General features: G+C 68.7%; 9 protein-coding genes. All 9 read right to left on the bottom strand.

The window, feature by feature from the left end:
* A partial coding sequence (locus tag NGK62_RS31910) for an enoyl-CoA hydratase/isomerase family protein (protein WP_251882079.1) occupies positions 1-773 on the bottom strand: 773 nt, incomplete at its 3' end.
* 43 nt (positions 774-816) lie between these two features.
* Positions 817-2,148: a malonyl-CoA decarboxylase domain-containing protein gene (locus tag NGK62_RS31905; RefSeq protein WP_251882078.1), complete on the bottom strand. Its 1,332-nt coding sequence runs from the start codon at positions 2,146-2,148 to the stop codon at positions 817-819.
* The gene (locus NGK62_RS31900; protein WP_251882076.1) at positions 2,099-2,851 is read right to left on the bottom strand and encodes a GntR family transcriptional regulator; all 753 of its coding nucleotides are present in this window, start codon (positions 2,849-2,851) and stop codon (positions 2,099-2,101) included. Before NGK62_RS31900 ends, NGK62_RS31905 begins: the two co-directional genes overlap by 50 nt.
* A gap of 169 nt (positions 2,852-3,020) precedes the next feature.
* Positions 3,021-3,791 (bottom strand): class I SAM-dependent methyltransferase, encoded by a 771-nt coding sequence (locus NGK62_RS31895; protein WP_059372341.1) that lies wholly within the window; start codon positions 3,789-3,791, stop codon positions 3,021-3,023.
* 33 nt (positions 3,792-3,824) lie between these two features.
* The gene (locus NGK62_RS31890; RefSeq protein ID WP_251882074.1) at positions 3,825-4,856 is read right to left on the bottom strand and encodes an acyl-CoA dehydrogenase family protein; all 1,032 of its coding nucleotides are present in this window, start codon (positions 4,854-4,856) and stop codon (positions 3,825-3,827) included.
* 5 nt (positions 4,857-4,861) lie between these two features.
* Positions 4,862-6,049, bottom strand: coding sequence for an acyl-CoA dehydrogenase family protein (locus NGK62_RS31885; protein ID WP_251882072.1), 1,188 nt, complete (start codon positions 6,047-6,049; stop codon positions 4,862-4,864).
* Between the two features lie 4 nt (positions 6,050-6,053).
* Positions 6,054-7,022 (bottom strand): Bug family tripartite tricarboxylate transporter substrate binding protein, encoded by a 969-nt coding sequence (locus NGK62_RS31880; protein WP_251882071.1) that lies wholly within the window; start codon positions 7,020-7,022, stop codon positions 6,054-6,056.
* A 29-nt stretch (positions 7,023-7,051) separates the two neighbouring features.
* Positions 7,052-9,142, bottom strand: a complete 2,091-nt coding sequence (locus tag NGK62_RS31875; protein ID WP_251882069.1) for an acetate--CoA ligase family protein — start codon at positions 9,140-9,142, stop codon at positions 7,052-7,054.
* Positions 9,139-9,942, bottom strand: a complete 804-nt coding sequence (locus NGK62_RS31870; RefSeq protein ID WP_251882067.1) for an enoyl-CoA hydratase — start codon at positions 9,940-9,942, stop codon at positions 9,139-9,141. Before NGK62_RS31870 ends, NGK62_RS31875 begins: the two co-directional genes overlap by 4 nt.
* Positions 9,943-9,956: the final 14 nt, after the last annotated feature.

Genomic DNA, 9,956 nt, shown 5'->3' with positions numbered 1-9,956 from the left:
GGGTCCACGCCGGCCAGGAAAGCGCGCACGCCCTCCTTGTGGTCCCGGCTGTCGGCGTACGAGAAATAATCCTGGTATTCGTCTTCGGTCAAGGCGCCGCCCGCGGCGAGCCTGCGCGACAGGCGCTTGTTGATGCGGGCCGCCAGCGGCGCGCCCGCCGCGATGCGCTCGGCGCTGCGTTTGGCCGCGTCGGCCACCTGATCGTCGGGAACAATGCGCGTCAACAAGCCCAGTTCGCGAGCCTCGGCGGCGCCGAACACGCGGCCTTCGAGCAGTATCGCCAGGGTGGCGGCGCGTCCGACCAAGGCCAGCAGGCCGCTCATTTCGTCAGGCGCCATGGGAAATCCCAGGCGGTTGATCGGCACGCCGAAACGCGCGGATTCTCCAGCGATCCGCAGATCGCACTGGCTGGCTATTTCCAGGCCGCCGCCCACGCACACGCCTTCGATCTGCGCCACCACGGGCTGCGGGCACAAGGCCACCGCCTGCAAGGCAGGCGCCAGTACCTCGCGGTGGTAGCGCTGCACGCCGGCCATGTCGCCGCGCTGCGCGGGGAATTCGCGGATGTCGGCGCCGGCGGCGAAATTGCCGCCCTCGCCGCGCACGATCACGCAGCGCACCGCGTCGTCCTGCGCGATGCGGCCGAACACGTCCCGCAGTTCATGCCACATGCCCACGGTGATCGCATTCAGGCGCCCCGGGTGCGATAGCGTCACCCGGGCCAGATCGCCCTCGCGTTCCAGCAGCACGCGGCCGGCCACGTTGTCCGTCATGTCTCCTGCCCTCTTTCTTATGTTGTTGCGCCGCGCGCGGCGTTTATCCCACGCGTCCCACGCCGCGGCTGACCTGGGGCTTGCCCTCGCCCAGCAGGGCCAGGTTGTCGTCCAGCTCGTCGAGGTCGTAAAGGTAGTTCACCATCAGGCCGCAGGACTGCTTGAGCCCCTTGGGCGAGGTATCGGCGGCCCAGTTGAGCCGCTCGATGCGCGCGCCGTTGCCCAGATGGAAGCGCGCCACCGCGTCCACCGGCATGCCGTTCTTCATGGACTGCAGGTAATTGGCCGTCAGGCGGAAACCCGCGCGCTTGACCACGTCCGCGGCCTTGCCCTGGGCCGCCTTGGCCAGGCGCGCAACCCAGCGCCGGCCGTCGGGCACGCCCTCGCGCTTGCGCGACTTGGCGCGCACCTTGTCCTCGCGCACGATGGCCTCTACCGCCTCGGCGTCCAGCTTGGCCAGCCAGTCGGCGAAGCCCGGGATGGGCGACAGCGTGGCGAAGGACTTCAGCTTGGGCAGTTCATGCAGCAGCTGCTCCACCACGCGCTTGAGCAGGAAGTTGCCGAAGCTGATGCCCTTCAGGCCGGGCTGCGTGTTGGAGATGGAATAGAAGATGGCCCAGCGCGCCTTGTCCAGATCCTGCGGCGGCAAGGTGCTGTCCAGCAGCACCTGCACGTTGTCGGCCATCTGGCTGGCGAAGGCCACTTCCACGAAGATGAGCGGCACGCCCGGCATCTGCGGATGGAAATAGGCGTAGCAGCGGCGGTCCGGCGAAACGCGGCGGCGCAAGTCGTCCCAGGAGGTGATCTCGTGCACGGCTTCGTAGAGAATCAGCTTCTCCAGCAGCGACGCCGGCGAATCCCAGGTCAGCGGCCGCAGCTCCAAGAGGCCCACGTCGAACCAGGCGGACAGCAGGCCTTCCAGGTCCTTGTCCAGCATCTGGATGCCCGCCACCTGCTTGCGCCAGCGCAGCATGTCCGCGCGCAGCTCGACCAGGAAGCGCAGGCCCTGGGGCTGCGCATTGAAACGCTTGAAGAGGCGCACGCCCTCGCCGCCTTCGCCAGCGTAGCTGCCGCGCGCCTGCGCCAGCGCGGTCAACATCAGCCGGCGGTCCTTGCCGTCTGCGGCGCTGTACTGCTCGCACCAGCGGCGGGCCAGCTTGTTGGCGGCCACGTCGGTCAGGCGAGCCTCGAACAGCCGCCGTATTTCGGATTCGCTGGGCAGTCGGCCGCGTTCCCACAGCTTGCCCAGGCGGGACATCAGACCCGCGCTTTCAGCAACGGCCGCCGCGTCGACGGCCGCCGCATCGACGGTATCGGCCTCGGGCTCAGGCGTGCGTGCGCCGCGCGCGGGCGCGAGATTGGCGGGTGCGGACATGGGCGGGCTCCTCGATGACGATGGGATCGGACGGCGCCGCATCGGCGGCATCCGCATGGCTCAATGCGCGCAGCGCTTCCAGCTGCCGCATCAGGTGGTTGTGCGCGAGCGCCTGCGCGGCCTCGCTGTCGTGCGCCTTGAGCGCGTCGAATATGGCCAGGTGCTCGGCGCAGGACTGCTGGATGCGGCCGGGGTGCGACAGGCTGCGGTGGCGCGACAGGCTCAGCACCTTGCGCAGATTGCCCACCATGTCCGACAGCCATTGGTTGCCGGCCAGAGCCTGCACTGCTTCGTGGATCAGGTAGTTGGTCTTGTAATAGGCGTCGATGCGGCCGGCCTGGGCATGGCCCGCCAGCGCCGCGTGCAGGGGTTCCAGCTCGGCGAGTTGGGCATCGCTGGCCTTGCGCGCGGCCTCGAAGGCGCAGCGCCCTTCCAGCATGGCCATCAGCGGAAAGATGTCTTCCAGGTCTTGCGCCGAGAGCTCATTGACGAAACAGCCGCGGCGCGGCTCCAACCGCACCAGCCCTTCGGTGGCCAGCACCTTGAGCGCCTCGCGCAAGGGGGTGCGGGAGATGCCCAGCTCGCCCGCCAGGCGCAATTCGTCGATCCATTCGCCGTTGCGCAGGGAACGCGCGTGGATCATGCCGCGCAGGCGGTCCGCGACTTCCAGGTAGAGGGCTTGCCGGACGATGGGTAGGGTCATGGTTCAGCGGCCAGGACTGCACCGTAATTCATAATTATGAATAAGGCCATGATAGAGCCGGATGCGGGAAAAAGGAAACCCCTTGCGCGTCGGTGGCTACCCTAAGAGAAAAAAGGCCCCCGTCGTGCGGAGGCCCTGCGATCTGTCCCCGGAGAAATTGAGAGGGACGTCAGAAGTGCAGCACCCCGTCGACCGCGTGGCGGGTCAGCGAACGGGCCCAGCGGCGCGCCGGCAAGCCGTATTTGGCCTCGACCACCTCGGCCCGCGCCAGCAACTCGGCGGGAGTGACTTCCAGGCGCGGGCCGGAGAACGCCAGCACGATCTGGTTGCCCGCCTCGACCTCGGGCAGCAGCACGATGCGGTCGTCGAAGGCCTTGGACAGGTTGTCGATGTTCTTGCCGAAGCTCTCGTGGCGGCCGAACAGGTTCACGGCCAGCACGCCGACCTCGCCCAGCACGCGGCGGCAGTCGCGGTAAAACTTGACGCTGTCGCGCACCGGTCCCTCGGCCATGGCGTCGTACAAGTCCACCATCAACACCGGGCAGCGCCCCGCGTTGAGCGGATCGGCCACCCAGGCGCCGGCGTCGGCGTGTTCGACTTCGAGACGATTCGCGCCGGGCAGGCGGAAGAACATATGGCAGGCCGCCGTCACGCGCGGATTCCATTCCACCGCCAGCAAGGGGCTGCGCGTGTGCTTCACGCAATAACGCGCCAGCGAGCCGGCGCCCAGCCCGAGCATGCCGATGGCTTCGTCCTTGGGCGGCTCCAGGAACAGCAGCCAGGCCATCATCTGGGCGGTGTATTCAAGCACCAGCTCCGACGGGTTCTTGATGCGCATGGCGCCCTGGACCCAGACGGTGTTGAAGTGCAGATAGCGGACGCCGTCCACCTCGGACAGGGTCGGCTGGTCCAGCTCGGAAGGAAAGTTCGATTTGTGCATGGCGGCGATTGTAGGTCGGACGCCGCCTATGCGTCAGGCGGCCAGCCGGCCGTCCCCGCTCTCCCAGATGCGTTCCAGCAGTTCCGCCCGGGACGTTTCGGCTTGCAGGCTGGCCGCCAGACGCAGCACCCGCTTCAGGTAGAGGTGCGCGTCGCACTCCCAGGTGACGCCCAACGCGCCATGGACCTGGATGGCGTTCTGCGCCGCGCGCCTGCCCGCCTCCACCGCAAGCAATGGCGCGAACAGGCTGTCGCGTTCCGCCGAGGCGGCGCCCGCGTCATGCGCCGCAACCGCCGCCACTCCCGCCAGCCTGGCGTCGTCCAGGGCCATCCAGTCTTCCGCCAGCCGATGCTTGATCGCCTGGTTGGCGCCGATGGCGCGGTCGAATTGGCGGCGTTCGCGCGCATGGCCCGCCGCCATGTCCAGCGCGGCCGAGGCCGCGCCCAGCAGTTCGGCCGAACGCAACAGTCGCAGGCGGGTGCGCAGCCGCTCCCAGGTTCCCGCCTCGACCTCCAGGTCGACGCTCTCCAGCACTTGCGGGCGGGCCACGCGCGCCACTGGCATGGTGGGATCCAGCCGCGCCTCGCCGGACGCGGGCGCCAGCGCCTCCAGGCGCAGGGCGGTGGCGTTCAAGCGCCGCACGGCCAGGGCGCGCACGCCCTCACCCGCGCCTTCGATGAAGACCGATCCATCGGGGCGGACGGCGGCGTCGGCAAAGTAGGTATCGCCCGTCATCACGGGGAAGGCCCATTGCGCGGCCGGCCCCGCCGCGCACAGCGTCGGCAGCACCGTCATGTTGGCCGCCAGCGGCAGGCTCAACAGGTGCCGCCCGGCGGCTTCGGCCACGATCCAGGCTTCGCGCATGCCCAGCCCCAGCCCGTCCTGCCCGGCCGGCGCCAACAGCGCCGGCCAGCCCTGGGCGGCGATTTCGCGCCATTGCGCCAGACGCGCTTCATAGGGTTTGCCGGCCGCGGCGCGGGCCGCGGCTGGCGGATGGCGGTCGGCCAGAAAACGCCGGGCCGCGTCATCCAGCATGCGCTGGTCTTCGGTCGGATGCAGATCCATGAGGTTCAAGCCTTGGGCAGGCCGAGCATCTGCTCGGCAATGATATTGCGCTGGATTTCGGAGGTGCCGGCCAATATGGTTTCGGCGCGCGACCACAGGTAGGCGTGCGTCAGTTCGGCGGCATGCGCGTCGCTCGCGTCGTCCGCCAGGCAGGCATCCTCGCCCAGCAGTTGCAGCGACAGTTCCAGCAGCCGCTGATGCGCCTCGCTCCAATGGATCTTGGTGGACGACCCCTCCGGCCCCGGCGGATCGCCGCGCATCGCGCCCGCCAGCGCGCGCTGCGACTTCAGCGCCAGCACGTGGCTGTCGGCCGCAAGCCGCGCCCACTGATGGCGCACCGCGGCCGAAGACGCCGGCACGTGGCCGTAGGCATCGGCGCGCAACGCCAGTTCGCGCACCTGGCGCAGTTCCTGCGCGAAGCGCACCAGCCGCGGGATGAAGTAGGTGCCGCGCTCGAAGCTGGCCGCTGCCATGGCGATCTTCCAGCCCTGGTTCGGCGCGCCCAAGAGACAGTCTTCAGGCACGAACACATCCTCGAAGAACACCTCGCAGAATTCGGCCTCGCCCGTGATCTGCCGGATGGGCTCGACCCGCACGCCCGCGCTGCGCATGTCGACCAGCAGGAAGCTCAGCCCCTTGTGCTTGGGCGCCCGCGCATCGGTGCGCGCCAGCACGAAGCACCACTGCGCACGGTCGGCGAACGAGGTCCAGATCTTGTGGCCGTTCAAGCGATAGCCGCCGGGCGCAGCCTCCGCCCGCGTGCGCACCGCCGCCAGGTCCGAACCTGCGCCCGGTTCCGAATAACCCTGGCACCAGACCTCGCGGTTCGACAGGATGCCGGGCAGAAAGCGGCGCTTCTGCGCCTCGGTGCCGAAATGCAGCAGGGTCGGCGCCAGGATGCCGTGCCCGATCAGGTTCACGCCCAGCGGCGCGCCGCAGCGCGCGTGCTCTTCGTGAAACACCGCCTGCCGCGACAGCGGCAGGGCGCGCCCCCCGTGCTCCTTGGGCCAGCCCAAACCGGACCAGCCGTTGGCGCACAGGGTGTCTTCCCATGCCCGCCGGAAATCGAGGCTGCGCGGCTCGGCCCCGCCCGGCCAGTCCTTGACGAAACCGGCGTAGGCCGCTGCCAGCCAGCCGCGCAGGTCCAGGCGGAACGCCTCGTCTTCCCGCGCGGCGCTTTCCAACTGCGTCATGCCATTACTCCAGGCGGATGTTCGAATCGCGCGCGACCTTGGCCCAGGTGGTCACGTCCTGGCGGATGAAAGCGGCGAAGGTCTTGGGGTCGCTGCCGATGATGTCCAGCCCCAGGCCCGTGAACTGCGCCTTGACGTCGGGCTGTTGCAGGATCTGCGCCAGGTTGCTGTAGATCTTGTCCACTACCGGCTGCCGCGTGCGCGCCGGCGCCACCAGGCCCAGCCAGGGCATGGCCGAATAGCCCGGCAGGCCCGAAGCCGCGACGGTCGGCAGGTCCGGCACCGAGGCCGAGGGCTGGGCGGTGGTCACGGCCAGCACGCGCAGCTTGCCGTCCTTCACAAAGGGCCCGGACGAGGCCCAGGCGTCGAACATGACCTGCAGGCGACCCGCCACCAGATCGTTGAGCGCCGGCGCGCTGCCCTTGTACGGGATATGCGTCATCTGCACGCCCGCCATGCTGTTGAAGAGTTCAGCTTCCAGATGGGTCGAACTGCCCGTTCCGACCGAGCCGTAGCTGACCTTGCCCGGATTCGCCTTCAGGTAGGCGATCAGCTCGCCCACGTTCTTGGCCGGCACCGAGGGATGGACTTCCAGCACGTGCACCACCGAGGCCACCTGGCTGATGGGCGCGAAGTCCTTGATCGGGTCGTAGTTCACCTTGGCGTAGATGCTGGGCGCGATGCCCAGCGACGACGCCGCCATCAGCAAGGTATAGCCGTCGGGCTCGGCGCGCGAGACGTAGTCGGACGCGATCATGGTGCCGCCACCCGGCTTGTTTTCCACGATTACCGGCTGGCCCAGCTTGCCGCTGAGCTTTTCCGCCAGCAGGCGGCTCATGATGTCGGTCGCGCCGCCGGGCGAGAACGGCACCACGATGCGTATCGGGCGGTTGGGATAGCTGTCCTGGGCCATGGCCGGACCCGTGACGCCGATGCAAGCCAGCGCGACGCCGGCCAATAGTCTCTTCATCATGCTTGTCTCCTCCTGGGATGGATTGCGCGCTAGGCGCTACGGGTTGCGGGCAGGATCAGCGCGTCCAGTACTGCAACACCCTGTCCCGCCTCTTTGATCAGCAATGGATTGACTTCGATTTCCGCCACATGCGCGGGCGCGGCAAGCAAGGCATTGCCCACGGCCACGATGCTGCGGCACGCGGCCGCCACATCGGCCCGGGGCTTGCCGCGATAACCGTCCAACAACGCGTAGGCCTTGAGTTCCCGCAGCATTTGCAGCGCAATATCCTCGTCCACCGGCAACAGGCGGTGGCTGGTGTCCTGGTACAGCTCGGTCAGCACGCCGCCCAGCCCCACGGTCAGCACCGGGCCGAAGACCGGATCGCGCGTGGCGCCGACGATGATCTCGGCCACGCCGCGTTCCATCTTCTGCACCATCACGCCGTCGATGCGCGCGCCCGGCTGCGCCGCGGCCGCCGCCCGCGTCACCTCGCCGTACGCGCGACGCACCGCGTCGTCGTCGGACAGGTTCAGCGCCACGCCTCCCGCCTCGGTCTTGTGCGCGATGTCGGCGCTCAGTACCTTCAAGGCCACCGGATATCCGGCCGCCCGCGCCTGCGCCACGGCGTCATCCGCGTTCGCGGCCACGTTGACCCGCGCTTGCGGCAGTCCGAAAGCGGCCACGTATCCGCGCGCATCCGCTTCATTGCAGGGCAAGGCCGGCACCGCTGGCGCGTCCAGTTGCGGCGCCGCCGCGATGCGCTTGACGCCGCGCGCCTCGCACCACAGCAGGTAAGGCGCCAGGGCCGCGACCGCGAGACCCAAGTCCTCGAACACGGCCACCTCGGCATCGCGCAAGGCTGCGCGGCTCTGGGCCAGGCCGGTGTCGATGGCGACAAACAGGCGCTGGTGCCGGCGCGACACGTCCGTCAGCGCGTCGGCCATGCGGTCCAGCATGTAGCCGGGCGCATAGACGACGACGGCGTCGATCGCATCGGTGGTGGCCAGCGCTTCCAGCACGGTGTGCACGAACGCGGGATCGTTGACCACGTTGCCGGTCACGTCCACCGGATTGCCGACCATGCCGTAATCGGGAATCCCGCCGCGCAATACCGCCTGCAGGTCCGGCGGCAGATCGGGCAGCTCCAGCCCCGCGCCGATGAACTTGTCCGCCAGGATGGCGCCCAGCGCGCCCGACATGGTCAGCACCGCGACGCGCTTGCCCGCCGAGCGGTGACGCAGCGTGGCCAGGCTGGCCAGATGCGCCATCTGCGCGAAATCGGTGGCCTCGATCACATTCAATTGGCGGAAGGCCGCCCCGTACACGCGCCGGTCCCCGGCCAGCGCCGAGGTATGCGACTGCACCGCCTGCGCGCCCTTGTCCGTGGTGCCGGCCTTCAGCGCAATCAGCAGCTTGCCCTGGCGCTCCAGCTCGCGGCAGGCGCGCTTGAAGCGGTCGCCGTCGCGCAGCTGCTCGATATAGCCCAGCACGATTTCCGTCTGCGGATCCGCCGCCAGGTATTCCAGGTACTGCGAGAAATCCAGGCAGGCTTCGTTGCCGGTATTGATGAAATGCGAGAACGGCAGGTCCAGCCGGCGCGCGATCGCGTACACCGCCGCGCACACGTTGCCGCTCTGCGTCAGCAGGCTGACCTTGCCCGGCCCCGTCTGCGCCGGCGCGGTCTTGAAGACCGAGGCGAACGCCGTGTAGGCCTGCGTGTTCAGATTGGCGAAGCCCATGCAATTCGGACCGGCCACGGCCATGCCGCTTTCCGCCACGAATGCCTCCAGCTCGTCCTGCAGGCGCGCGCCCTCGCCGCCCGCTTCGGCAAATCCCGCCGCGTAGACGATGGCGGCGCGCACGCCCTTTGCGTGGCAACGGCGCAGCATGGGCGTGACGTCCGCCGCCGCGATGGCCAGCACCGCGAGGTCCACGGGCTCGGGCAGGGACTCGATGTCGGGCCAGCAGCGGCGGCCGAACACTTCCTGGTACTTGGGATTCACGGGATAGATGCCGCCCGCGTAGCCGAAGCGCGTCAGCAGGTCCAGCGGCATGCCGCCGATGCGTCCGGCGTCGGCGCTGGCGCCGATCATCGCGATGGAGCGCGGGTTGAGCAAAGGGTCCAGAGAGAGGGTCATGCGGCTTCACCCTTCTTGTTGCGCTGGATGGCCTGGGCCAAGCCGCGGTCGCGCACGGCCTGGAACTCTTCGCTCATGTGCGACAGCTGGTGCGTATCGAAATGCGCCGACAGGGCGGTGCGGAAACCCTGCGCGTCCGCGGTACGGTTCAACGAGCGCTTGATAAGGCGCAGGCCGAAAGGCGGCGCCTGGGCGATGCGCTGCGCCAGCGCCAGGGTCGCGGCGTCCAGCTCGGACTCGGGCACCACGCGGTTCACCATGCCGATGCGCAGCGCTTCCTGCGCATCCACCTTTTCGCCGGTGTAGAGCATTTCCTTCGCCTTGCGCAGCCCCATGACCCAGGGATGGATCAAGACCTCGGTGGCGGCGGCCGCCAACGTGTGACCGACGGGATCGGAAAAGTACGCCGTGTCGGAACACACCACCAGATCGCACATGTTCGCAATCATGAAACCGCCCGCCACGCAGGCGCCCTGCACTTGCGCCACCGTCGGCTTGGGAAAGTCCCAGATGCGCATGCAATAACCGTAGTAGCGGCGAGACTCGTAATCCCAGCGCTCCTCCACCGTGAAATCGGCGCGCTTGGCCTGGGCTTCCTTCAGGTCATGGCCCGCGGAAAAGTGCGCGCCGCGGCCGGCCAGCACCACGACCCGCACCGAGCCGTCCTGTTCGGCGCGCGTCAACGCGTCATCCAGCTCGTCCAGCATTTGCTGGCTTTGGGCATTGCGCGCGGATTCGCGCGCCAGGCTGATGCGGCATACCGAGTCGTGCCGCTCGACGGCCAGGGTGGCGTATTCCATGGTCTCCTCATCCT

Origin of the sequence: Achromobacter sp. Marseille-Q4954 (assembly GCF_943737025.1) — a bacterium.
Lineage (GTDB): Bacteria > Pseudomonadota > Gammaproteobacteria > Burkholderiales > Burkholderiaceae_B > Achromobacter > Achromobacter bronchisepticus_A.
This window is presented reverse-complemented; position numbering and strand designations above follow the sequence as displayed.